General features: G+C 58.5%; 23 protein-coding genes. 14 read left to right on the top strand and 9 right to left on the bottom strand.

Going from position 1 to position 22,895, the window contains the following annotated elements:
• Window positions 1–7 precede the first annotated feature (7 nt).
• The 4 genes from PPTH39_RS12830 to gap all read right to left on the bottom strand — a co-directional run bounded on the left by PPTH39_RS12830 (window position 8) and on the right by gap (window position 3,181).
• Window positions 8–976 carry a FecR family protein gene (locus PPTH39_RS12830; protein ID WP_095019825.1) on the bottom strand — a complete coding sequence of 323 codons (969 nt, stop codon included), beginning with the start codon at window positions 974–976 and terminating at the stop codon, window positions 8–10.
• Window positions 977–1,027: 51 nt separating this feature from the next.
• Entirely contained in the window at window positions 1,028–1,546 is a 519-nt protein-coding gene (locus PPTH39_RS12835; RefSeq protein ID WP_095001381.1) for an RNA polymerase sigma factor, read from the bottom strand.
• 164 nt (window positions 1,547–1,710) lie between these two features.
• Window positions 1,711–2,175, bottom strand: coding sequence for a methylglyoxal synthase (locus tag PPTH39_RS12840; protein ID WP_095001382.1), 465 nt, complete (start codon window positions 2,173–2,175; stop codon window positions 1,711–1,713).
• A gap of 4 nt (window positions 2,176–2,179) precedes the next feature.
• The gene (gene gap / locus PPTH39_RS12845; RefSeq protein WP_095001383.1) at window positions 2,180–3,181 is read right to left on the bottom strand and encodes a type I glyceraldehyde-3-phosphate dehydrogenase; all 1,002 of its coding nucleotides are present in this window, start codon (window positions 3,179–3,181) and stop codon (window positions 2,180–2,182) included.
• 209 nt (window positions 3,182–3,390) lie between these two features.
• Here gap and edd point away from each other — a divergent pair, with 209 nt between their 5' ends.
• The 4 genes from edd to PPTH39_RS12865 all read left to right on the top strand — a co-directional run bounded on the left by edd (window position 3,391) and on the right by PPTH39_RS12865 (window position 8,441).
• A complete protein-coding gene (gene edd, locus PPTH39_RS12850; RefSeq protein WP_095001384.1) occupies window positions 3,391–5,217 on the top strand; it encodes a phosphogluconate dehydratase in 1,827 nt (608 codons plus the stop codon).
• Window positions 5,214–6,170, top strand: coding sequence for a glucokinase (locus tag PPTH39_RS12855; RefSeq protein WP_095027218.1), 957 nt, complete (start codon window positions 5,214–5,216; stop codon window positions 6,168–6,170). The genes edd and PPTH39_RS12855 overlap by 4 nt, the downstream gene beginning before the upstream one ends.
• 89 nt (window positions 6,171–6,259) lie before the next feature.
• Window positions 6,260–6,991, top strand: coding sequence for a response regulator (locus PPTH39_RS12860; RefSeq protein WP_095019828.1), 732 nt, complete (start codon window positions 6,260–6,262; stop codon window positions 6,989–6,991).
• Window positions 6,981–8,441 carry a HAMP domain-containing sensor histidine kinase gene (locus PPTH39_RS12865; RefSeq protein ID WP_095024520.1) on the top strand — a complete coding sequence of 487 codons (1,461 nt, stop codon included), beginning with the start codon at window positions 6,981–6,983 and terminating at the stop codon, window positions 8,439–8,441. The genes PPTH39_RS12860 and PPTH39_RS12865 overlap by 11 nt, the downstream gene beginning before the upstream one ends.
• Here the strand turns inward: PPTH39_RS12865 and PPTH39_RS12870 are convergent.
• Window positions 8,410–9,057, bottom strand: a complete 648-nt coding sequence (locus tag PPTH39_RS12870) for an AP2 domain-containing protein (RefSeq protein WP_095020852.1) — start codon at window positions 9,055–9,057, stop codon at window positions 8,410–8,412. The genes PPTH39_RS12865 and PPTH39_RS12870 overlap by 32 nt on opposite strands.
• A 354-nt stretch (window positions 9,058–9,411) precedes the next feature.
• On the opposite strand from PPTH39_RS12870, the gene PPTH39_RS12875 reads away from it, so the two are divergent.
• The 6 genes from PPTH39_RS12875 to PPTH39_RS12900 all read left to right on the top strand — a co-directional run bounded on the left by PPTH39_RS12875 (window position 9,412) and on the right by PPTH39_RS12900 (window position 16,093).
• Window positions 9,412–10,701 carry an ABC transporter substrate-binding protein gene (locus PPTH39_RS12875; RefSeq protein ID WP_130872035.1) on the top strand — a complete coding sequence of 430 codons (1,290 nt, stop codon included), beginning with the start codon at window positions 9,412–9,414 and terminating at the stop codon, window positions 10,699–10,701.
• Window positions 10,702–10,808: 107 nt separating this feature from the next.
• Window positions 10,809–11,717, top strand: a complete 909-nt coding sequence (locus PPTH39_RS12880) for a carbohydrate ABC transporter permease (protein WP_095003275.1) — start codon at window positions 10,809–10,811, stop codon at window positions 11,715–11,717.
• Entirely contained in the window at window positions 11,710–12,546 is an 837-nt protein-coding gene (locus PPTH39_RS12885) for a carbohydrate ABC transporter permease (RefSeq protein WP_095020853.1), read from the top strand. Before PPTH39_RS12880 ends, PPTH39_RS12885 begins: the two co-directional genes overlap by 8 nt.
• 3 nt (window positions 12,547–12,549) lie before the next feature.
• Window positions 12,550–13,710 (top strand): ABC transporter ATP-binding protein, encoded by a 1,161-nt coding sequence (locus PPTH39_RS12890; protein ID WP_095003273.1) that lies wholly within the window; start codon window positions 12,550–12,552, stop codon window positions 13,708–13,710.
• An 84-nt stretch (window positions 13,711–13,794) separates the two neighbouring features.
• Window positions 13,795–15,132: a carbohydrate porin gene (locus PPTH39_RS12895; RefSeq protein WP_095003272.1), complete on the top strand. Its 1,338-nt coding sequence runs from the start codon at window positions 13,795–13,797 to the stop codon at window positions 15,130–15,132.
• A gap of 97 nt (window positions 15,133–15,229) precedes the next feature.
• Window positions 15,230–16,093: a D-hexose-6-phosphate mutarotase gene (locus PPTH39_RS12900; protein WP_095003271.1), complete on the top strand. Its 864-nt coding sequence runs from the start codon at window positions 15,230–15,232 to the stop codon at window positions 16,091–16,093.
• A gap of 22 nt (window positions 16,094–16,115) precedes the next feature.
• Here PPTH39_RS12900 and PPTH39_RS12905 read toward each other — a convergent pair whose 3' ends face one another.
• Window positions 16,116–16,976 carry a MurR/RpiR family transcriptional regulator gene (locus PPTH39_RS12905; protein WP_169845242.1) on the bottom strand — a complete coding sequence of 287 codons (861 nt, stop codon included), beginning with the start codon at window positions 16,974–16,976 and terminating at the stop codon, window positions 16,116–16,118.
• A gap of 205 nt (window positions 16,977–17,181) precedes the next feature.
• Between PPTH39_RS12905 and zwf the strand changes: the two genes are divergently transcribed.
• From zwf to PPTH39_RS12920, 3 genes are read left to right on the top strand one after another with little or no spacing between them, the layout of a single operon-like run.
• Window positions 17,182–18,651, top strand: a complete 1,470-nt coding sequence (gene zwf / locus PPTH39_RS12910; RefSeq protein ID WP_130872036.1) for a glucose-6-phosphate dehydrogenase — start codon at window positions 17,182–17,184, stop codon at window positions 18,649–18,651.
• On the top strand, window positions 18,638–19,351 hold the full coding sequence (pgl, locus tag PPTH39_RS12915) for a 6-phosphogluconolactonase (RefSeq protein WP_095003269.1): 714 nt from the start codon (window positions 18,638–18,640) through the stop codon (window positions 19,349–19,351). Before zwf ends, pgl begins: the two co-directional genes overlap by 14 nt.
• 17 nt (window positions 19,352–19,368) lie before the next feature.
• The gene (locus tag PPTH39_RS12920; RefSeq protein WP_095003268.1) at window positions 19,369–20,034 is read left to right on the top strand and encodes a bifunctional 4-hydroxy-2-oxoglutarate aldolase/2-dehydro-3-deoxy-phosphogluconate aldolase; all 666 of its coding nucleotides are present in this window, start codon (window positions 19,369–19,371) and stop codon (window positions 20,032–20,034) included.
• A gap of 95 nt (window positions 20,035–20,129) precedes the next feature.
• Here the strand turns inward: PPTH39_RS12920 and PPTH39_RS12925 are convergent, their stop codons facing one another.
• Both PPTH39_RS12925 and PPTH39_RS12930 read right to left on the bottom strand, forming a co-directional pair.
• On the bottom strand, window positions 20,130–21,323 hold the full coding sequence (locus PPTH39_RS12925) for an aminotransferase class V-fold PLP-dependent enzyme (RefSeq protein WP_130872037.1): 1,194 nt from the start codon (window positions 21,321–21,323) through the stop codon (window positions 20,130–20,132).
• A 12-nt stretch (window positions 21,324–21,335) separates the two neighbouring features.
• Window positions 21,336–21,572 (bottom strand): DUF3820 family protein, encoded by a 237-nt coding sequence (locus PPTH39_RS12930; RefSeq protein ID WP_019693207.1) that lies wholly within the window; start codon window positions 21,570–21,572, stop codon window positions 21,336–21,338.
• A 208-nt stretch (window positions 21,573–21,780) separates the two neighbouring features.
• Here PPTH39_RS12930 and PPTH39_RS12935 point away from each other — a divergent pair, with 208 nt between their 5' ends.
• On the top strand, window positions 21,781–22,248 hold the full coding sequence (locus PPTH39_RS12935; RefSeq protein ID WP_130872038.1) for a PA2169 family four-helix-bundle protein: 468 nt from the start codon (window positions 21,781–21,783) through the stop codon (window positions 22,246–22,248).
• 119 nt (window positions 22,249–22,367) lie between these two features.
• Here the strand turns inward: PPTH39_RS12935 and PPTH39_RS12940 are convergent, their stop codons facing one another.
• Window positions 22,368–22,838 carry a MaoC family dehydratase gene (locus PPTH39_RS12940; RefSeq protein WP_019829146.1) on the bottom strand — a complete coding sequence of 157 codons (471 nt, stop codon included), beginning with the start codon at window positions 22,836–22,838 and terminating at the stop codon, window positions 22,368–22,370.
• Window positions 22,839–22,895 lie beyond the last annotated feature (57 nt).

Raw genomic sequence — 22,895 nt, forward strand, 5'->3', positions numbered from 1 at the left:
CCTACTTTTAATTGAGAATTACCAATGCCGGGAATTCTGAAAGGCTACTTGAGGTGATATGGGCCAGTGAGCGGACGATATCCAGAGGCTGATCCAGCCGGTAGTTGCCGGTCACTGCCACGTTGGCGAGTTTGTCGTTGTTGTTGACGATCCAGCCTGGGTAGTAGCGGCGTACTTCATCCAGCACCTTGCCCATCGGGCAGTTTTCGAACACCAGGCGCCCCTGCACCCAGGCCAGGTCGGTCTGGGGGTTGAGCCGGGCGGTCTTGCTGAAGCCGTCAGGGCCAATGCGCACGCTGTTGCCAGCCGACAGGCGCATTTGCGCACCGGCACTGTTGACCCGCAAGTCGACGTCGCCGCGCTGCACCCGCACCTGTGTTTCACCATTGAGGTAGCTCACGGCGAAGGCGGTGTCGCGCACGCTGACGCGCACAGGGCCAGCATCAAGCACCAGCGGGAACTCCAGGTCGGCGGGAATTTCGAAATACGCTTCGCCCTGATACAGGCGGGCGCTGCTTTGGGCATTGACCACCTTGCTGGAAAACGCCGAGTTGGTGTTAAGCAGCACTTTTGAGCCGTCCTCGAGTTGCAGGCGCTGGCGCTCGCCCACCACGGTCAGGTGATCGGCTTGCAGGCGTAACGGTACATTGCTGTAGCTGCCGACGCTGATTATCACCACCGCCGCAGTTGCCAGGTGTTTCCAGTGTCGTCCTATGCGCCGCAACAGGCCGGGGGTACGGCGGGCTTGCAGGGTTTGCGCGGCGGCCAGCAGCGGTTCGCCGTTCCAGATCGCATTGGCCTTGGCAAAGGCCTGGGCATGGGCGGGGTCGGCATTGAGCCAGTTTTCGAAAGCGGCTTTTTGTTCGTCGCTCGCACACTCAAGAGTAATCAGCCATTCCAGTGCCTGATCCATGGCGCTGTCCTGCAGCACGTCTTGCGCCAGTTCTGGCACGGCAGATTTGTGAGTGTCCGTCACGGATGTTCCTTGGCAGTTTCAGAGCGTTCTAGCAGGCATCGCCGGTCAAGGTTAAGGGCGATTGAGTCTGTCGGCTACCCCGATGCAGATTGCCATGATCAATTTGAGTTCCTTTTGAACGGTGCTCAAGGAAACGTCAAGCTCTTCGGCAATCTCCTGATAACTGCAGCCATGCAGGCGGCTGAGGATGAAAATCCGTTGTTGACGGGCACTTAACTGGCTCAGGCTCACACTCAGACGCTCCAGTAGTTGCGCGGCTTGATGGGCTTCTTCAGGGGTGCTGAGAGGGGAGGCAACGCCTTCGATCACTTCAGTGGGCACATCTTCGACCACGGTGCGTGACTGGATCCGCCGGGCGCGCAGGTGGTCAAGCGCCAGATTGCGTGCGGTCTGGAACACAAAGGGCTCAAGGTGCTCGACGCTGCGTTCGCTCAAGGCGCGGGTTACGCGCAGGTAGGTCTCCTGCAGCAGGTCTTCGGCGGTGCTGTGGTTGTTGACCATCCGCTCCAGGGTGCGCAGCAGGGTTACCCGTTGGGTAAGGAAGACTTGATTGAAGTGGGACTGACTCACAGTGCTACCCGACCGATTTTGAGCGAATGATAATGCTTATCATCTGTGCTATTGGTCAAGTGCTGTTTTGAAATGGTTTGAATTGTTCTGGTGGGAGTGAGCCTGCTCGCGAAGGTCGTAGACGATAGTGCGTCTTCGCGAGCAGGCTCGCTCCCACCATAAACCTAAACCCGACCCTTCAAATACGCACTGTAATCAGGAATGCGGTGTTCATGGGGCTGGCTCATCAGCGGGCTGCTGAGCAGGTAGTCGGCGCTGCATTCATTGCACGCCACGGGGATGTTCCATACTGCCGCAACCCGCAGCAGTGCCTTGATGTCCGGGTCGTGGGGCTGGGGCTCGAACGGGTCCCAGAAGAACACCAGCATGTCGACCCGTTGCTCGGCGATCCGTGCCCCCACCTGTTGATCGCCGCCCAACGGCCCGCTGATCATGCTTTCGATCGGCAGGCCCAGGCGCTGGCTCAGCAGCAGCCCGGTGGTGCCGGTGGCGCACAGGTCATGCTGGCTGAGGGCTGCCTTGTGGCGTTCGGCCCAGTCCAGCAAAAAGCCCTTGCAATGATCGTGGGCCACCAGAGCGATACGCTTGCGCGCCGCCAGGGTGGCCGTGGTGAAGCTGATACCGATCATCGCGTTACTCCGCGTTGTGCAGCGCCAGGCAGTTATCGAGCATGCGGTTGGAGAAGCCCCACTCGTTGTCGTACCAGGCCAGCACTTTTAGCAGTTTGCCGCTGACTTTGGTGTGATTGGCATCGAAGATCGACGAAAGCGGGTTGTGGTTGAAGTCGCTCGATACCAGCGGCAGGGTGTTGTAACCCAGTACTTTGGAGTGCTGGCTGGCTTCCTTGAACAGCGCGTTGACTTCAGCTGCGGTGGTTTCGCGCTTGAGTTCAATGGTCAGGTCAACCAGCGATACGTTGATCACCGGTACCCGCACGGCCATGCCGGTGAGCTTGCCGGCGAGTTCCGGCAATACCAGGCCCACGGCTTCGGCGGCGCCGGTTTTGCTCGGGATCATGTTCTGGGTGGCCGAACGTGCGCGGTAGGGGTCCGAGTGATAAACGTCGGTCAGGTTCTGGTCATTGGTGTAGGCGTGAATGGTGGTCATCAGGCCGTTTTCAATGCCGAATTCGCGGTGCAGGATTTGCGCCACGGGTGCCAGGCAGTTGGTGGTGCAGGAAGCATTGGAAATAATGTGGTGGGATTGACGCAAAATGTCGTGGTTGACACCGTAGACCACCGTCGCATCGGCATTTTTGCCGGGAGCAGAGATAATCACCTTGCGGGCGCCAGCAGTAATATGTGCTTGTGCCTTGCTGCGCTCGGTGAACAAACCTGTGCATTCAAACACCACATCGATGTTCAGTGCCGCCCACGGCAGTTCGGCCGGATTGCGAATGGCGGTCACGCTGATGCGGTCACCATTGACGGTCAGGCTTTCCTGATCGTGTTCGACATTGGCGTCGAACGTGCCGTGAACCGTGTCGTACTTGAGCAGATGGGCATTGATCGAACTGTCACCCAGATCGTTGATGGCGACGATCTGCAGGTCCTGACGGTAGCCTTGGGTATACAGTGCGCGCAGGACGTTACGGCCGATACGGCCAAAACCATTGATTGCGATTCGTAGAGTCATGGAAAGCGCCTGCCATCGATTTGTTGTTGGAATTACAAGATTATTCGCATAAAAATAGAAAACAAGCCATTTAAGTGGCAATATTTTGTTTTATCTACAACGAGTGACCTGAATCAACGGGTCCGAATGATTGAAGTCGCTCCCCGGAGCCCTTCGGTCAGCATAGGACACGCACAGGTCGCCACATCCGTTAGCCTGGAGTTCAACACATGCATCCCCGCGTTCTTGAAGTCACCGAGCGTCTTATTGCCCGCAGTCGTGCAACCCGCGAGGCGTATCTGACGCTTATTCGTGGCGCTGCCGGCGACGGCCCGCAACGCGGCAAGCTGCAATGCGCGAACTTCGCCCACGGCGTGGCAGGGTGTGGCACTGAAGATAAAAACAGCCTGCGGATGATGAACGCGGCCAACGTGGCAATTGTTTCGTCATATAACGACATGCTCTCGGCGCACCAGCCGTACGAGCACTTTCCTGAGCAAATCAAAAAAGCCCTGCGTGAAATTGGCTCGGTGGGCCAGTTCGCAGGCGGCACCCCGGCCATGTGTGACGGCGTGACCCAGGGCGAGCCGGGCATGGAACTCAGTTTGCTGAGCCGCGAAGTGATTGCCTTGTCCACAGCCGTGGCGCTGTCCCACAATATGTTCGACGCGGCGCTGATGCTGGGCATTTGCGACAAGATCGTGCCGGGCCTGCTGATGGGGGCGCTGCGTTTTGGTCACTTGCCGACCATCTTTGTACCGGGTGGGCCGATGCCGTCGGGCATTTCCAACAAGGAAAAAGCCGATGTGCGCCAGCGCTACGCCGAAGGCAAGGCCAGCCGCGAAGAGTTGCTGGAATCGGAGATGAAGTCCTACCACAGCCCTGGCACCTGCACGTTCTACGGCACCGCGAACACCAACCAGTTGCTGATGGAAGTGATGGGCCTGCATTTGCCAGGCGCCTCTTTCGTTAACCCCTACACGCCTTTGCGCGATGCCCTGACTCGCGAAGCGGCTCATCAAGTCACTCGTCTGACCAAGCAAAACGGCGATTTCATGCCGCTGGGCGAGATCGTTGACGAGCGTTCGCTGGTCAACTCCATCGTTGCGCTGCACGCCACCGGCGGTTCGACCAACCACACCTTGCACATGCCGGCGATTGCCATGTCGGCGGGTATCCAGCTGACCTGGCAAGACATGGCCGACCTCTCCGAGGTGGTACCGACCCTGTCCCACGTGTATCCAAACGGCAAGGCCGATATCAACCACTTCCAGGCCGCCGGTGGTATGGCGTTCCTGATTCGGGAGCTGCTGGAAGCCGGTCTGCTTCACGAAAACGTCAACACCGTGGCGGGCTATGGCCTGAGCCGCTACACCCGCGAACCGTTCCTGGTGGATGGCGAGCTGGTATGGCGTGAAGGTCCGATTGAAAGCCTCGACGAGTCGATCCTGCGCCCGGTTGCCCGTGCATTCTCCGGCGAGGGTGGCCTGCGGGTGATGGAAGGCAACCTGGGCCGTGGCGTGATGAAGGTCTCGGCGGTAGCCCCGGAACATCAGATCGTCGAAGCCCCGGCGCGGGTGTTCCAGGACCAGCAACAACTGGCCGATGCGTTCAAGGCCGGTGAGCTGGAACACGACTTCGTGGCCGTGATGCGTTTTCAGGGGCCGCGCTCCAACGGTATGCCCGAGCTGCACAAGATGACGCCGTTTCTGGGTGTGTTGCAGGATCGGGGCTTCAAGGTGGCGCTGATTACCGACGGGCGGATGTCAGGCGCGTCGGGGAAGATCCCGGCAGCGATTCATGTGAGCCCCGAGGCTTCGATTGGCGGCGCCCTGGCGCGGGTGCAGGACGGCGACATAATTCGCGTCGATGGGGTAAAAGGTACGTTGCAACTGCTGGTGGATGAGGCAGAATTTGCCGCGCGCACCCCGGCTGTCGGCACTCTGGATAATGCCGTCGGCACCGGGCGTGAGTTGTTTGCGTTTATGCGTCAGGCCTTCAGTTCGGCCGAGCAGGGCGCGAGCACCTTTACCTCGTCTCTGGAAAATCTGAAATGAAGCTCGCACTGGTCGGTGATATAGGCGGTACCAACGCACGTTTTGCGTTGTGGGAAAACGACCAGTTGCGTTCGGTCAGCGTATTGCCCACAGCAGACTTCGCCTGCCCGGAAGATGCCATCAAGCTTTACCTGGATACGCTGGAACTGGCTCCGGGCTCTGTAGGCTCGGTATGTCTGTCAGTGGCCGGGCCGGTGAGTGGCGATGAATTTCGTTTTACCAACAACCATTGGCGGTTGAGCCGCTCGGCCTTCTGCCGTGCGCTGCAGGTCGACAATCTGCTGCTGATCAACGACTTCAGCGCGATGGCCTTGGGCATGACCCGGCTGCAACCCGAAGATGTGCGCCAGGTTTGTCCGGGGGTTGTTGACCCGACGCGCCCGGCGGTGGTTATCGGGCCGGGCACCGGGCTGGGTGTGGGCACTTTGCTCAATCTCGGCGAGGGTCAATTCATGGCCTTGCCGGGGGAGGGCGGGCATGTCGACCTGCCCATGAGCAACCCGCGTGAAGTGCAGTTGTGGCAGCACATCTACAATGAAATCGGCCATGTGAGCGCCGAGAGCATTTTGAGCGGCAGCGGTTTGCCGCGGGTCTATCGGGCGATTTGTGCGGTGGATGGCCATGCACCGGTACTGGACAGCGACCGGGCCATTACCGCGGCTGCTTTGGCGGGCGACCCTGTGGCGCTGCAAGTGCTGGAGCATTTCAGTTGCTGGCTGGGCCGTGTGGCGGGCAACAATGTGCTGACCATCGGTGGCCGTGGCGGGGTGTATATCGTCGGCGGGGTGATTCCTCGCTTTGCCGATATCTTCCTGGCCAGCGGCTTTGCCCGCAGCTTTGCCGACAAAGGCTGCATGAGCGACTACCTCAAGGATATCCCGGTGTGGCTGGTGACGGCGCCGTACCCGGGTTTGATCGGTGCCGGGGTGGCGTTGCAGCAGGCGTTTGGCTGAAAGCTCCGTGAGTGGGCTTGTTGTGGGAGCGAGCAAGCCCGCTCCCACAGAGTTTGGATCGCCGTATAAAAACAATAAGGAACACCACTGTGAGCACACCCGGCAAATCCATTTTGCTGGTCGATGACGACCAGGAAATTCGCGACCTGCTTGATCTGTATCTCACCCGCGCCGGTTTCCAGGTGCGTGCCGTGGGAGATGGCGCCGGTTTTCGCGAAACGCTGGACAGCGCGGCGAGTGATCTGTTGATCCTCGATGTCATGTTGCCCGATGAAGACGGCTTCAGCCTGTGCCGCTGGGTGCGTCAGCATCCGCGCTTTGCCCAGATCCCGATCATCATGCTCACTGCCAGTTCCGACGAGGCCGATCGCATCATTGGCCTTGAGCTGGGCGCCGACGATTACCTGGGTAAACCCTTCAGCCCCCGTGAGCTGCTGGCGCGGATCAAGGCGTTGTTACGCAGGGCACAATTTGTCGCTACCACCTCGGGCAACGAGGTGCTGGCATTTGAAGAGTGGCGGCTGAACACCGTGACTCATCGGCTGTTTCATACCGATGGAGAAGAGGTGATTTTGTCGGGGGCAGATTTTGCCTTGCTCAAATTGTTTCTCGATAACCCGCAGCAGATTCTCGACCGCGACACTATTGGCAATGCAACCCGCGGGCGTGAGCTGATGCCGCTTGATCGCATTGTCGACATGGCGGTCAGCCGCCTGCGCCAGCGCCTGCGTGACACTGACAAGCCGCCACGGCTGATCCGCACCATCCGCGGCAGCGGTTATCAGCTGGCGGCTCAGGTCATGTCCGGCAATGACCTTTAAGCGCCTGCGCAAATGGCATATGCCCCGTTCGCTGCTGGGACGCATGTTGTTGCTGACCTTGCTCGCGATCCTGCTGGCGCAAACCCTGTCCAGTGCTATCTGGTTGTCGCAGTTGCGTACCACGCAACTCGAAGGCCTGGTCAACAGCGCGCGTAGCCTGGCCCACTCGATGAACGCCACCGTCGCCTACCTGCGTTCCCTGCCGCTGGCCTATCGCCCATTGGTACTGGATCAACTGCGCAGCATGGGCGGTACGCGTTTTGTCGTGAGCCTCAACGACAAACCACTGGATATGCAGGTGTTGCCGCCCACCCAGCGCAAGCAGGCGGTACTGGATGCCGTGGATCAGGTATTGCGCGAGGCCGTGGGGCCCAATGTCGAGATGTCGGTGCAGTTTGTCAGCCCCCAAGATCTGCGTATTTTCAATGCCGGTCTCAAACTCGACGAGCTACCGCGCTCCTGGGCGCATTTTGCACTGACGCTGGAGCCGGTCGATCCGCCGATCCTGGTCACACAAATCCAGATGGTGCCCGGTGAATGGCTGTATATCGCCTCCTTGTTGCCCCAGCCCTACACCAGTCTCGAAGAGGAGGGGCTGCCGGCCCTGCAGGTGTGGTTTATCGTGCTCAGCAGTATTTTTCTGTTGTTGTTCATCGGCCTGTTGATGCACTGGCAAAGCCGTCCGCTCAAGCGTCTGGCGCGAGCGGCCCGGGACATGTCGCTGGGTGAGGACGAGGTCAAGCCGGTCGAGGTGGGCGGCGGCAGTGAAGTGGTCGAGGTGGCGCGCGCCCTCAATACCATGCGTGCCCGCATCAGTCGTTATCTGACCGAGCGCGGCCAGTTGTTCAGTGCCATCTCCCATGATTTGCGCACGCCCATTACCCGCTTGCGCCTGCGGGTCGAGCTCCTCGAAGACGAACAACTGCAATACAAATTCGGCCGTGATCTGGACGAGCTGGAAATGCTGGTCAAAGGGGCGCTGCAATGTGTGAAAGACACCGATATTCACGAAAACATCGAAGCCGTGGACTTGAACCAGTTGCTTGACTGCCTGATCGAGCCTTACCTGCTGCCCCAGGGTAACGGCCGCGTAACGCTGCAGGGCCGGGCTGTCAGACCTTACTATGGTAAACCCCTGGCGCTGCGGCGCTGCATGGGCAACCTGATCGATAACGCGCTCAAGTACGGCCACTACGCGCATTTGCGTATTGATGACAATGAGCAGGCCTTTGTCCTCACGGTTGACGATGAGGGGCCGGGCGTACCCGAGCAGCGTCTTGAGCAGGTATTCGAACCGCACTTTCGCCTGGCCGGGCAGCAGCAGGGCTACGGGCTCGGATTGGGGATTGCACGCAGCATCGCCCATAGCCATGGCGGTGAAGTCAGTTTGCAGAACCTGCGGGCCGGCGGCCTGCGGGTTACTTTGCACTTGCCGCGAAATGGCGATTGATCGACAGGGTCGCCTGCTCGGGGCTGATGGGCAACAGGGGTTCCAGGTTGCTGTCCGAAGGCTTTGCAAGGGTGGGGCTGGGCGGGTGGTCGCTGTTCATGGCGGCGTTGATACGGTTCTCACGCACGCGCCTGCTGGTCTGGCCGAAGTGCTGTTGCAGTTTTTCCATGGCCACGTCGTAGGGCTCATTGCACAGAGTCAGTTGCCTCTGACGCTCTTGTAGCGCCAGACGTTTGGCCTCGTCATCGCCATGCCGGTCAACGCGAAAGCTCTTGCTCAGGTTGTAGCCGTGAATGCGGGTTGTCGCACGCCAGTAGTCGATCTGGTTGGAGCGGACCCGGTACACCCCTGGATGACCGCTGGTGTTGTGCGGCATAAGGCGCTGACGGTTTTCATAAGAAAACGCCAGGGGCATTTTGAGAACCAATTGGTTACGCATGGTCTCAGCGGCCTCCAGGGCAGCAGCCTGATCCGCGTAGTCGGTGAAATTGAAACAGTGGACATGTACTTTCCCCGAGCGCCGAATGTCCAGCTTCCAGGCGCAGGGGGTGCCGTCCGGATCCAGTAGCTGGCTGATAAAACAGTGATTCTGGGGCGTTGCGCGCTGTTTTGGCATGAAACTCATCTCCTGATGGGGGGGCCGGCATCCGTTCTTGAATTGTGGCGAAGTGTTGCAGCCTCGCTGAAGTTTTTTGCAGGTTCAACGTGGGAAAACGACTTCGGGATCCGTCCTACATGCAACGCAGAAAATACCTTATGTATCGATAGGCGCAGCTTAAGTGCCCAGAGGAATACGGGGTTTAGCGCTGTTGAAAGATCTTTGGAACAGAACAATCACCTCGGCCGCCATGTCACCAGGTTGTGACATTTCGGCGTCTGTTCGTTACGTGCAGGCAGTTTGCGATGGATACACTCTCTAGCAGCGCAAGCAAAAGACTTGCACAGCTATAACAACAAGAAAGGTCTCGACATGAATTCATTCAATCGCCTCGCCGTTGTCATTTCGCTTGCAACACTGTTCCCCCTGGGTGCTTATGCTGCCGCCCCTGCCGATTCCAAAGGCACGGTTGAAGTGGTGCATTGGTGGACCTCCGGCGGTGAAGCCAAAGCGGTTGATGTGCTGAAAAAACTGATCGAAAAAGACGGTTATACCTGGCAGGACAGCGCTGTAGCAGGCGGTGGCGGTGCTGCGGCCATGACCGTGCTGAAAACCCGCGCCGTCTCCGGCAACCCACCATCAGCGGCGCAGATCAAGGGCCCGGACTTGCAGGAGTGGGGCGCACTGGGTTTGTTGACCAACCTCGATGAGGTGTCCAAGGCCAACAACTGGGATGGCATGCTGTCCAAGACTGTATCCGACACCATGAAGTACGACGGCCATTACGTGGCGGTACCGGTGAATATTCACCGGGTGAACTGGTTGTGGATCAACCCTGAAGTCTTCAAAAAGGCCGGTATCGACAAGGCGCCCACTACCCTTGACGAACTCTTTGCTGCGGGCGACAAGCTCAAGGCAGCGGGCTTTATTCCCCTGGCCCACGGCGGCCAGCCGTGGCAGGACAGCACGGTCTTTGAAGACCTGGTGCTGAGCGTCATGGGCCCGCAAGGCTATAAAAAAGCGTTCGTCGATCTTGATGAGAAAACCCTCACCGGCCCGCAGATGGCTGAAGTGTTCAGCAAACTGAAAAAACTCCAGGGCTATATGGACCCTGATGGCACCGGCCAGGACTGGAACCTGGAAGCGGCCAAGGTGATCAACGGCAAGGCCGGCATGCAGATCATGGGTGACTGGGCGAAAAGCGAATGGGCTGCTGCGGGCAAAAAGGCCGGTACTGATTTCGAATGCGTGCCGTTTCCAGGCACCCAGGGCAGCTTTACCTACAACATCGACTCACTGGCAATGTTCAAGCTCTCGGCGAAAAACAACACGCCGGGCAATATCGCCGCGCAAAACGACGTGGCCAAAGTCGCCCTTGAACCCGAATTCCAGTACGTGTTCAACCAGAACAAAGGCTCGATCCCGGTACGCAGTGACCTGGACATGAGCAAGTTCGACAGCTGTGCCCAGGCCTCGGCCAAGGATTTTGCCGAAGCGGGCAAAACCCACGATCAGTTGCCGAGCATGGCGCATAACATGGCCACCTCGCTGGCGGTACAGGGCGCTATTTTCGACACGGTAAGCAACTTTATGAGCGACAAGAGTGCTGATCCGGCCACTGCCGGGAAAAAGCTCTATTCGGCCATCAAGTCGGCACAGTAATTCGTTGAGCTGACCCGCCACGCCTTGTGCGTGGCTCCCCCCCCTTGTCCCTGGTTGTGCGGCATCTGCATTGGCGGATGCCGGCATACCCTGCCGGGAGTATTTCGATGAGTTCCGTGGCTGTGTTCAGCAAGGCCTCGCCCTTTGATGCGCTGCAGCGCTGGTTGCCCAAGCTGGTTTTGGCGCCGAGCATGCTGATCGTATTGGTGGGCTTTTATGGCTACATTTTTTGGACGTTCCTGCTGTCGTTCACCAACTCCAGTTTTATGCCCAGCTACCAGTGGGTCGGCCTGCAGCAATATGCGCGCTTGATGGCCAATGACCGCTGGTGGGTTGCGAGCAAGAACCTGGCGGTGTTTGGTGGCATGTTTATCGTCATCAGCCTGGTGATTGGCGTGTTCCTGGCGATTCTGCTCGACCAGCGGATTCGCAAGGAAGGTTTTATCCGCACCATCTACCTGTACCCGATGGCGCTCTCCATGATCGTCACCGGTACGGCCTGGAAATGGCTGCTCAACCCGGGCCTGGGGCTGGATAAAATGCTTCGTGACTGGGGCTGGGAAGGCTTTCGCTTTGACTGGCTGCTGGATCAGGACCGGGTGGTGTACTGCCTGGTGATCGCGGCGGTATGGCAGGCCTCCGGATTTGTCATGGCGATGTTTCTGGCCGGGTTGCGCGGGGTTGATCAGTCGATCATTCGTGCCGCTCAGGTCGACGGCGCAAACTTGCCGACCATCTACTTGCGCATTGTCCTGCCGAGCCTGCGACCGGTGTTTTTCAGCGCTTTCATGATCCTGGCGCACATTGCCATCAAGAGCTTCGACCTGGTGTCAGCGATGACTGCTGGAGGCCCTGGCTACTCCTCGGATCTGCCTGCGATGTTCATGTACTCCTTTACTTTCAGCCGTGGGCAAATGGGCATCGGTTCTGCCAGCGCGATCATGATGCTGGGCGCGATTCTGGCCATTCTCGTGCCGTATCTGTATTCCGAGCTGAGGAACAAACGCCATGATTAATGCTCAGCGTTTTACCTTCAGCCGTATGGCGATCTACGCCACCCTGATCCTTGCGGCGGCGGTGTATCTGGTGCCGCTGGTGGTGATGCTGCTTACCAGTTTCAAAACCCCGGAAGACATCCGCACCGGCAACCTGCTGAGCTGGCCGCAAGTGATCGACGGTATCGGCTGGATCAAGGCCTGGGACACGGTGGGCGGGTATTTCTGGAACTCGGTGAAAATCACCGTGCCAGCGGTCCTGATTTCGACCTTTATCGGCGCCATGAACGGTTATGTCCTGTCGATGTGGCGTTTTCGCGGCTCGCAGCTGTTTTTCGGCCTGCTGTTGTTTGGCTGCTTCCTGCCGTTTCAGACGGTGTTGCTGCCGGCCTCGTTCACCATCGGCAAACTGGGGCTGGCCAACACCACCACCGGCCTGGTGCTGGTGCATGTGGTCTACGGTCTGGCCTTTACCACGCTGTTTTTCCGCAACTACTACGTGAGTATCCCGGATGCGCTGGTCAAGGCTGCGCGTCTGGACGGTGCGGGCTTTTTCACTATTTTCGGGCGCATCCTGCTGCCGATGTCGGTGCCCATCGTCATGGTCTGCCTGATCTGGCAGTTCACTCAAATCTGGAACGACTTTCTGTTTGGTGTGGTGTTTGCCAGTGGCGATGCGCAGCCGATTACGGTGGCGCTCAACAACCTGGTCAATACCAGCACCGGCGCCAAGGAATACAACGTGGACATGGCTGCGGCCATGATCGCGGGGCTGCCGACGCTGCTGGTCTACATCTTTGCGGGCAAGTATTTTCTGCGCGGGCTGACGTCCGGCGCGGTCAAGGGGTAAGGCATGGCGACTCTAGAATTACGCAACGTAAATAAATCCTACGGCAAGGGTTTGCCCGACACGCTGAAAAACATCGAGCTGAAAATCGATGACGGCGAGTTCCTGATTCTGGTGGGCCCTTCGGGCTGCGGCAAATCAACCCTGATGAACTGCATCGCCGGTCTTGAGAGCATCAGTGGCGGGGCGATTCTGGTGGACGATGCCGATATCAGCGGCATGAGCCCCAAGGACCGTGACATCGCCATGGTGTTTCAGTCCTACGCGCTGTACCCGACCATGAATGTCCGCGACAACATTGCCTTCGGCCTGAAGATCCGCAAGATGAGTGCGGCAGCCATTGACGAAGAAGTGGCGCGGGTGTCCAAACTGCTGCAGATCGAGCACCTGCTGACGCGCAAGCCCGGCCAGCTGTCCGGTGGCCAGCAGCAGCGCGTGGCCATGGGCCGGGCGCTGGCGCGGCGGCCGAAGATCTACCTGTTCGACGAGCCGCTGTCCAACCTCGATGCCAAGCTGCGGGTCGAGATGCGCACCGAAATGAAGCTGATGCACCAGCGCCTGAAAACCACCACCGTCTACGTTACCCACGACCAGATCGAAGCCATGACCCTGGGCGACAAAGTGGCGGTGATGAAGGACGGCATCATTCAGCAGTTCGGTACGCCGAAACAGATCTACAACGACCCGGCCAACCTGTTTGTCGCCAGTTTTATTGGCTCGCCGCCGATGAACTTTATCCCCCTGCGTTTGCAGCGTCGCGACGGCCGCTTGCTGGCCTTGCTCGACAGCGGCCAGGCGCGTTGCGAGCTGCCGCTGGGTATGCAGGACGCCGGGCTGGAAGACCGCGATGTGATCGTGGGCATCCGCGCCGAGCAAATTGTGCTGGCGCCAGCCGAACCCAATGGCCTGCCGGTTATTCGCGCCGAGGTGCAGGTTGTCGAACCCACCGGCCCCGATACTCTGGTTTTTGTCAGCCTCAACGGCATCAAAGTGTGCTGCCGCATGGCTCCGGATGATGCCCCTGCGGTCGGTCAGAGCCTCAATTTGCAGTTCGATCCTGCCAAAGTGCTACTGTTTGATGCGAATACGGGGGAGCGTCTGGGGGCGATGAGTTCGCCTCAGGCTCAAGGCCGGGCTGATAACGTGGCGCAATTCAAGGGTCGTTAAGTCAACAGGGAGCCTGTTACCGGGCCTCCTTGCAGTTGTGCCGCGTTAAACAAAGCCAATAAGAAGACAACGAGGATTAAAGGGATGACTAACAGAATGACCCGCACCCGTCTGGCCTGCCAGCTATCGGCAATTGTCGCGCTAGGTCTGGGTGCAAGCAGTGTCTACGCCGACGAAGCCTTCAGTGCCGATTCGAAATGGATGACGGGCGACTGGGGCGGCGAGCGCACCAGACTGATCGAGCAGGGTATCGACATCAAGGCCGATTATGTCGGTGAAGTGGGCGCCAACCTGCACGGTGGCTACAACGACGACAAGACCGCACGCTACAGCGACCAGTTTGGTCTGGGTGTGGCGCTGGACCTGCAAAAGCTGTGGGGCTGGGACAACACCCAGGCGAAGATCCAGCTGACCAACCGTAATGGTCAGAATATCTCCAATGACCGTGTCGGTGATCCGCGTGCAGGGACCTTGAGTTCCTCCCAGGAAGTCTATGGCCGTGGCCATATGGTGCGTCTGACCCAATTGTGGATCCAGCACCAGTTCCTCGATGGCAAGCTGGACGTCAAGGCCGGTTATTTCGGTGAAGGCGAGGACTTCAACACCTTCCCGTGCGAATTCCAGAACCTGGCGTTCTGTGGCTCGCAGGTGGGTAACTGGGCCACCAACCTCTGGTACAACTGGCCGGTCAGCCAGGCGGCGCTGCGCGTGAAGTACAACATCACGCCTGAGTTGTACGCGCAAATCGGTGCGTACAACCAGAACCCGTCGCAACTGGAGCACGGCAACGGCTTCAAGCTCAGCGGCAGCGGTACCAAGGGCACTGTGTTGCCGGTTGAGTTGGTGTGGTCGCCCAAGGTCAACGACCTGCCGGGCGAATACCGTGTGGGTTACTACAAGAGCACGGCGCCTGCCGATGACGTGAAGGTCAATATCACCAATGATGGTCAGGACTATCGCGTACGTGACAGCAAACACGGCTACTGGTTTGTCGTGCAGCAGCAGCTCACTAGCCACAACGGTGACGCTTCGCGCGGCCTGCATATCGCGGCCAACGCCACTTTCCATGACAAGCAGACCAACATCGTCGACAACTATCAGTCGCTGATGTTTGTGTACAAAGGGCCGTTCGATGCCCGGCCCAAGGATGACATCGGCATTGGCGCCGCCCGTATTCATGTCAACGATGACGTGAAGAAAAGCGCCGAGCTGATCAATGCGTCCATCGGTGCCACCGACTACAGCGACCCCTTGTACACGCCGCTGCGCAATACCGAGTACAACTACGAACTCAACTACGGCTTCCACGTGACCAACTGGCTGACGGTGCGTCCAAACCTGCAGTACATCACTCACCCGGGTGGTGTGGACCAGGTAGACAACGCATTGGTGGCCGGACTGAAAATTCAGTCGACGTTCTAAATGCGCTAAGCTCCTTGTTTTTCCAGCGGATAGCCTTGGCTATCCGCTTTTTTTCGGGGCTGCACCCCCCGGCGCATGATTTTCAGGACTGCGGCACATGCATGAGCATCCGCTTCACCGTTTTTTCAAATCCAGACGCGAGCAGCCGGTTTTCCAGTGGGAGCGCTTTCAGCAGCGCGACGTACTGGTGATCGATCATCCGCATTGCCAGGCGGTGTTCAGCCGTCAGGGCGCGCAGTTGCTGCACTTCCAGCCGACCGGGCAAAAACCCTGGCTGTGGTGCGCTGCCAAGTGGCCGCAAGTGGGTGCGATACGTGGTGGGGTACCGATCTTCTGGCCCTGGTATGGCCGTCACCCCAGTGAAAACGCCTGGCCATCCCATGGCTGGGCGCGGCTGATCGACTGGAAGCTGCTCGACAGCAGCAGCGACGAAGAAGGGGTGACCTTGCACTGGCGCTTGCAGCTGTGCGATTGGCAGGTGGATTTGCATGCGCGATTGGGCGAAGAAATGGAGCTGCGCCTGAGCACCGAACATCAGGACGACGAGCCTTGCCAGGTGAGCCAGGCGTTGCGCGCTTACTGGCGAATTGGTGATGTTGCTGAGGTAGCGCTGTCCGGTCTGGACGGAGCGCACGGCTACGACCAGTTGAACCGTGAGGTATGCCAGCAGAAAGGCGAGTTACGGGTGGGAGGTGGTTGTCAGCGGGTGTTCCAGCATGACGGCGAAATGCAGCTCAATGACCATGCCTGGCAACGGGCTTTGAGCATCGACACGGGTGATCAGGGCAGCACGGTGGTCTGGCATCCCGGCAAGCGGCCGTTGCTGGGGGTGAGCTGGAACGAAGTGATGGGCTTTGTGTGTGTGGAGTCCACGAGTGGCGGTACCCATAACCAGGCCCTTGCCCCGGGCGAGCAGGCTCATTTGAGCTTGCAGGCGAGGGCGGGGCTTTGCAGCGTCTGATGGGGCATTACCAAGCGCTTGCCTAGTTGAACTCATCGCCCACCGGATAGCGGCTGGCGTTGAGGCTTTCCTTGATTTTGCGCAGGTGTGGCTGGAAGTCCACGCCGCGGCGCAGGGTCATGCCGGTTGCCAGTACATCCAGTACGGTCAGCTGGATGATGCGCGAGGTCATCGGCATATAGATGTCGGTGTCTTCGGGCAGCGGGATGTTCAGGCTCAGGGTGCTGGCCTTGGCCAGTGGCGAGTTTTCCGCAGTTAGCCCCAGTACCGAGGCACCGTTGGCGCGCGCAATGCGAGCCACTTCCACCAGTTCACGGGTGCGACCGGTGTAGGAAATAATCACGAACAATTCACCCGTGTGCGCCACCGAGGCGATCATGCGCTGCATCAGCACGTCGGCGTGGGCGGTGACGGCCAGGTTGAAGCGGAAGAACTTGTGTTGCGCATCCAGTGCCACCGGTGCAGAAGCGCCCAAGCCAAAAAAGTGGATCTGCCGGGCCTGGATCAGCAAGTCGACGGCGCGGCTGATAAGGTTGGGGTCCAGTGCCTGGCAGGCACTGTCCAGCGAGGCGATGGCGCTGCCGAAGATTTTTTGTGTATACGCGGCCGGATTATCGTCTGCCTCTACCGCGCGGCTCACGTAAGCTGCGCCGCTGGCCAGGCTTTGTGCCAGTTGCAGCTTTAACTCGGGGTAGCCGCTGACACCAAATGAACGGCAGAAACGGTTAACCGTGGGTTCGCTGACAGAAGCTGCCTGCGCCAGGGCGGCGATGCTGAATCGGGTCGCCTGCTGCGGGTTCTGCAAAATGATTTCGGCCACTTTGCGCTCGGCCTTGTTCAGGTCTTCGAGGCGGCCCTTGATCTGTTCGAGTAAATTTCGCACGCGGTCCATTTATGGTCCTTGGGTCAGCGATGCAAGAACCGGACTAAAGCGGTTCTGGAAGGTGGCCTATCCTACTGGTGGCCTGTGACGACCACTAGCAGGAATCTGTATTTTGAGAAAATGTTGTGTTTATTACTACATTTTTCCTTGAGTGATACCTTGAAAAAAGGTATTTGTAGCTTAACTTGATAAAAGAACAAACATCATGCCTTCGATTACGGTTGAACCGTGCACCTTTGCCTTGTTCGGCGCCCTTGGCGATCTGGCCCTGCGCAAGCTGTTTCCTGCCTTGTACCAACTGGATCGCGCCGGTCTGCTGCATGCCGACACACGCATTCTCGCGCTGGCCCGAGAGTCGGGCGAGGCCTCCACGCACCTGGCGCATATCGACAGCCAGTTGCGCCAGTATCTGGGCGAGAAGGAAATCGAAGTTGAAGCATTGAACCGCTTCCTGGCTCGCTTGAGCTACCTGCATGTGGATTTTTTCAAGACTGAAGATTACCTGGCGCTGGCTGAAATGGCCGGCACAGAGCAGCGCCTGATCGCTTACTTCGCCACTCCGGCGGCTGTGTACGGTGCCATTTGCGAGAACCTGTCCGCGGTCGGCCTGGCTGAAAACACCCGTGTGGTGCTGGAAAAGCCCATCGGTTCGGATCTTGAGTCTTCGCGCAAGGTCAACGATTCCGTGGCGCAGTTCTTCCCCGAGAACCGCACTTACCGCATCGACCACTACCTGGGCAAAGAGACCGTACAAAACCTGATCGCGCTGCGTTTTGCCAACAGCCTGTTCGAGACCCAGTGGAACCAGCGCTACATCTCCCACGTTGAAATCACCGTGGCCGAGAAAGTCGGCATCGAGGGCCGCTGGGGCTATTTCGACAAGGCTGGCCAACTGCGCGACATGATCCAGAACCACCTGCTGCAGTTGCTGTGCCTGATTGCCATGGACCCGCCTGCGGACCTGTCGGCCGACAGCATTCGCGACGAAAAGGTCAAAGTGCTCAAGGCCCTGGCCCCGATCAGCGCCGAAGGCCTGACCACCCAGGTGGTACGCGGCCAGTACATTGCCGGTTACAGCGAAGGTCAGTCGGTGCCGGGTTATCTGGAGGAAGAAAACTCCAACACCCAGAGTGACACCGAGACCTTTGTGGCACTGCGCGCCGATATTCGTAACTGGCGTTGGGCAGGGGTGCCGTTCTACCTGCGCACCGGCAAACGCATGCCACAAAAGCTCTCGCAAATCGTTATCCACTTCAAGGAGCCGTCGCACTACATCTTTGCTCCCGAGCAGCGCCTGCAAATCGGCAACAAGCTGATTATTCGCCTGCAACCGGACGAAGGTATTTCCTTGCGGGTAATGACCAAGGACCAGGGCCTGGATAAAGGCATGCAACTGCGCAGCGGCCCGTTGCAATTGAATTTTTCTGACACTTATCGCAGCACACGGATTCCGGATGCATACGAGCGGCTGTTGCTCGAAGTCATGCGCGGCAACCAGAACCTGTTTGTACGCAAAGATGAAATTGAAGCGGCATGGAAATGGTGCGACCAGTTGATCGCTGGCTGGAAAAAGTCCGGTGATGCGCCCAAGCCGTACGCGGCGGGGTCCTGGGGGCCGATGAGTTCCATTGCACTGATTACGCGGGACGGGAGGTCTTGGTATGGCGATATCTGATTTGAAACTGCCTGAAGGTGTGAGCACGCACACCTTCAAGAACCCGGCGTTGTTGGCCGAAGGGCTGGCAACAAAAGTTGCCGGGCAATTGAACCAGGCTATCGCCGAGCAGGGCGTTGCCACTCTGGTGGTGTCCGGCGGCCGCAGCCCGGTGGCGTTTTTCCAAAGCTTGATCAAGCAGCCGGTCGATTGGTCGAAAGTGGTTGTCAGCCTGGCGGATGAACGCTGGGTGCCGGTCGAGCATGCCGACAGCAACGCGGGCCTGCTTAAAAAGCATCTGCTCCAAGGCCCGGCGGCCAAAGCCCGTTTTGTCGGCTTGTATAACGCTGCAGCCACGGTAGAAAAGGCTGCGCTGGAGGCCGATCAGGGGCTGGCCGAGTTGCCGCCGATCGATGTGCTGATCCTGGGTATGGGCGATGACGGGCATACCGCGTCGCTGTTCCCCAATAGCCCGAATCTGAGTGAAGCCCTGCAACTGGACAACCCGCGCCGTTGCTGGGCGATGCTGGCGCCTACGGTGCCGCACCAGCGTCTGAGCATGAGTCGCAGCCTGTTGGCGAGCGCGAAGCACAAGGTGCTGTCGATCCAGGGCCAGTCCAAATTGAACACCCTCAACGAAGCGCTGGGGGGCACAGATGTTGCCGCCTTGCCGATTCGTGCCTTCCTGCAACCTACGTTAGAGATTTACTGGTGCCCATGAGCCAAGGATCAGCTGCCATGACAACAACAATTGCGAACGTATCGATGGCGGATAAAGTCGCCCTGATCGACAGCCTGTGTGAGCGAGCACGAATTCTGCCGGTGATTACCATTGCCCGCGAACAAGACATCCTGCCTTTGGCGGATGCGCTGGCGGCCGGTGGTCTGACGGCGCTGGAAGTGACCCTGCGTTCGGCGTTCGGCCTCAAGGCCATTCGTATCCTGCGTGACCAGCGCCCTGAGCTGGTGACAGGTGCGGGTACCGTACTGGATCGCCATATGCTGGCGGCGGCGGAAGACGCCGGTTCGCAATTTATTGTTACTCCGGGCATTACCCGTGACTTGCTCGAGGCCAGTGTTGCCAGCGACATTCCGCTGCTGCCGGGCATCAGCAATGCTTCCGGGATCATGGAAGGCTATGGCTTGGGTTACCGCCGTTTCAAACTGTTCCCTGCAGAAGTCAGCGGCGGTGTAGCGGCGATCAAGGCCCTGGGCGGTCCTTTTGGCGAAGTGAAATTCTGCCCGACCGGCGGTGTTGGTCCGGCCAATATCCGCAACTACATGGCCTTGAAAAACGTGATGTGCGTGGGCGGTAGCTGGATGCTGGACAGCGAATGGATCAAGAACGGCGACTGGGCCCGAATCCAGGAATGCACCGCTGAGGCGCTTGCCCTGCTGGATTGATGTTTTAGTTACGAATGTGTTGTGTGTTCTACGGTTTTTGGTGCGCTTGGTCGGCGCACCTTTTTTTTGCCTGAAAAATACCCGCTCCCACAAGGTTATGTGTGAGCTTGCGAAAGCTCGCGCAGCGCCCGCACCAGTTGGTTGATGTCATCCAGCGTGGTGGCAAAGCCCACTGTTACCCGGATACAACTGCCACACGCCGAACCGTTGCGGGCTACGGTGAACAGGTTGTAGTCCTTGAGCAGGCGATCAACCATCGGTTGTTGATCCTGCACATGGGTAAAGCGCAGCGAAGTGATTGCGCAATACAAGCGCGGATCATCGTTGACCAGCACTTCAATGCCCTCGATCTTGCGCGCCTCGCTGACCCACAGGTTGCGCAGGTAGTTGAGTCGGGCACCCTTGCCTCGGGCGCCACCCATCTCATGGTGTTCCTGCAGCACCTTGGTCAGGGTTAGCCAGGCGGGGATGTTGACCGTGCCATAAACGGCGCGGTTGCGCACATCCGGCTCGGGGTAGCGCTCATTGCCCATATCGGGGTCAATGTCGCCCAGGCGCTGGGGATCTATATACATCAGGCCCAGGGTCAGCGGCGCGCCAATCCATTTATGCAGGTTGAAACCGGCAAAGGCCACACCCAGTGCCGGCAGGTCCAGTTCGATCTGCCCCAGGGCATGGGCACCGTCCAGAATCACGTCAACCCCATGCTCTTTTGCCGCCGCAACAATGGCCTCCACGGGCATGACCAGGCCAGTGCGATGGGTAACGTGAGTGAGCGCCATCAGCTTGATCCGCGGGTTACGTTCAAATGCCTGGCGATAGCTGGCCACCAGGCTTTCAAACGTGGCTGGGTGCGTGTGGGAGATTTCGATAATTTCCAGGCCGCGTTGGCGTGCCACTCCACGCATGGCGTATTCGACGCTGTGGTATTCCAGATCGCTGATCAGCAATTGATCGCCCGTTTGCAGGCCATTGTAGTTGCGGATCAATGATTGCAGGCCGTCAGACGCGCAAAAGGTCAGCGCCACGCCGGCAGGGGCTACACCAAGCAACCCCGCCAGCGAGTCGCGAATTTCCAGGCCCTGAGTGGTATCGAAGTGCTGGCGCACAGGCACCGAGTTGTTGCGGTTAATAAAGTCGATATTACGCTGGTAGTCCTGTGCCACGTCGCGGGTCATACGCCCGAAGTAGCCGTTCTCCAGATTGATCGGGCCGGGCGCAAGGTCGTAGCGCTCGGCAATTGCTTGCCAGAAGTGTTCGTCGCGGGCGTTGTCTTCAATCCTTGGCATGGGGCAGCTCTATCAATGGCGGGGTTTGGGTTTTCCGTGTTTGGCGCGTAACGGGTCGAGCAGGTCCGACAGGCCGTTATGATCAATCTCTTGCATCAGGGCCAGCAAGCCGCCCAGTTCTCCGTGGGGGAAACCTTCACGGGCGAACCAGTTGAGGTACTGGCCGGGCAGGTCGGCGATGATTCGGCCCTTGTATTTGCCGAAGGGCATTTCACGAGTGACCAGCAGTTCGAGTTTTTCGGGGTTCATGCAGCGGCCCTTAGATGGGTAAAGCTGTGGAAATCAAAATACAGGCAATTTGCATGAAGGCCAATTGACAGATCATGCATATAAACCGGATACAGATTTTTTGATATTTATTAAGTCATTGATATTTAAGGATTTTATTTAATTATAAAACTGGCACGAGCCCTGCAACCTCTATTGCACGATCCTCAACCTTGTAAGGAATTGAACAATGACTGACCTTAATAAAGAAGCCATTAGCATCCTGAACGATCTGATCGAAACCAGCAAAGACGGCCAGGAAGGGTTTAAAAGCTGTGCCGAAGATATCAAGCACCCGGAGCTGAAGGCTCTGTTTGCCAAGCGTTCAGCCGATTGCGCTGCCGCAGCTGCCGAACTTCAGGCTCAAGTTCGAGCTCTGGGTGGTGACCCGGAAACCAGCACCAGCGTGGCCGGTGACTTGCATCGCCGTTGGGTGGATGTGAAGTCCGTGTTTACCGGCAAAGACGAAGAAGCGGAGCTCAACGAAGCCGAGCGCGGCGAAGATCATGCGCTGAAGGCTTATAAAGAAGCGCTGGAAAAAATCAGCAAGCACAACCTGGTCGGCATTCGTGATCTGGTAGAGCGCCAGTACCACGGCGTGCAACGCAACCACGATCAGGTTAAGGCGCTGCGCAATCAGGCCCGTGCCCGTGCATGATTAGCTTGAAGCTGTAGTTCCAAAAATGTGGGAGCGGGCTTGCTCGTGATGCAAAAACTCGATTGATCAGAATGATCGAGTTGATGCTATCGCGAGCGAGCCCGCTCCCACATTGCGTTTTAGCCAATGCTGATCGCAGGCAGTACCGGCAGGGTCACGGTTTGTTGCTTGCGTGGCGCAATGATTTCGGCCTCGCCATCAACAACGATTTCATCGCGCTGGTTGAACACGCGAGTAGCAATACGCACGCGGAACTTGGGCAGTTTTTCCAGGATTTCCAGGCGCACGGTGAGGGTGTCACCGATTTTCACCGGTTTCTGAAAGCTCATTTGCTGGCCGACATAGATGGTGCCCGGGCCAGGCAGCTCGCAGGCTACGGCAGCACTTATCAGCGCACCACTGAACATGCCATGGGCAATACGCTCCTTGAACATGGTGGCGGCGGCGAACTCGGGGTCGAGGTGCACCGGATTGTGGTCGCCGGACATGGCCGCAAAAAGCTGAATGTCACGCTCTCCGACGGTTTTGCTGTAGCTGGCTGTCTGGCCGACTTCGAGGGCTTCGTACGGGGTGTTGGTAACCTGAGTCATCTAGCGCATGTCCTGTGACGAGTGTTTGGTTTTAAAGCTATGATTTTAAAAGCTTTT

Origin of the sequence: Pseudomonas bubulae, from assembly GCF_900618535.1 — a bacterium.
In the GTDB taxonomy this organism is placed as follows: Bacteria; Pseudomonadota; Gammaproteobacteria; order Pseudomonadales; family Pseudomonadaceae; genus Aquipseudomonas; species Aquipseudomonas bubulae.